This is a genomic window from Agrobacterium sp. MCAB5, from assembly GCF_052114365.1.
GTDB lineage: Bacteria > Pseudomonadota > Alphaproteobacteria > Rhizobiales > Rhizobiaceae > Agrobacterium > Agrobacterium tumefaciens.
Window position 1 is genome coordinate 1 of record NZ_JBFREP010000205.1, and the last position, 509, is coordinate 509.

Here is a 509-nt window from a genome sequence, read left to right on the forward strand (position 1 = left end):
TGACACACCTGCGAGCATTGATCCCGCGAGGTTTTCGACGTGAAGTCGCGGCGCAAGAGCCGTCTTCAAAATCGCCCTCTTGACCGTACGCTGATGGCCCACACGGCGACCCACCATCATCTCGAAGATGTCGTCGTCGCTTGCGTCGGCCAAGGGAACCGTCGAAATCGTCTTTCCGTTGCGAAGGACCGTCGCACTTCGGCAGATGGCGCGTACTTCGGCCAGACGATGTGAGATGTAGAGAACGGCGACGCCTTTGGCCGTCGCTTTCGCAATCTCTCCAAATAACCAATCCGTCTCCGCCAGAGCAGCGGTCGGCTCGTCCAGAACCAACACTCGGCCAGCGTTGCTGAGTGCCCGCACGATCTCGATTCGCTGCTTGTCCGCTACGTGAAGGGTCCCGACTTCCGCAGCAGGGTCAATCCGCGTAAGGCCATACTCTTCCAGGACCGCCTGACCCTGAAGCATCGTTTCACGCGCAGAAACAATGTATCTCGCCTGCTTTGGCA

1 pseudogene is annotated in these 509 nt (G+C 58.9%); it reads right to left on the minus strand.

Features of this window, described 5'->3' with window-relative positions:
* Window positions 1-509, minus strand: a pseudogene (locus AB4Z23_RS28240) (sugar ABC transporter ATP-binding protein); the annotation flags it as partial.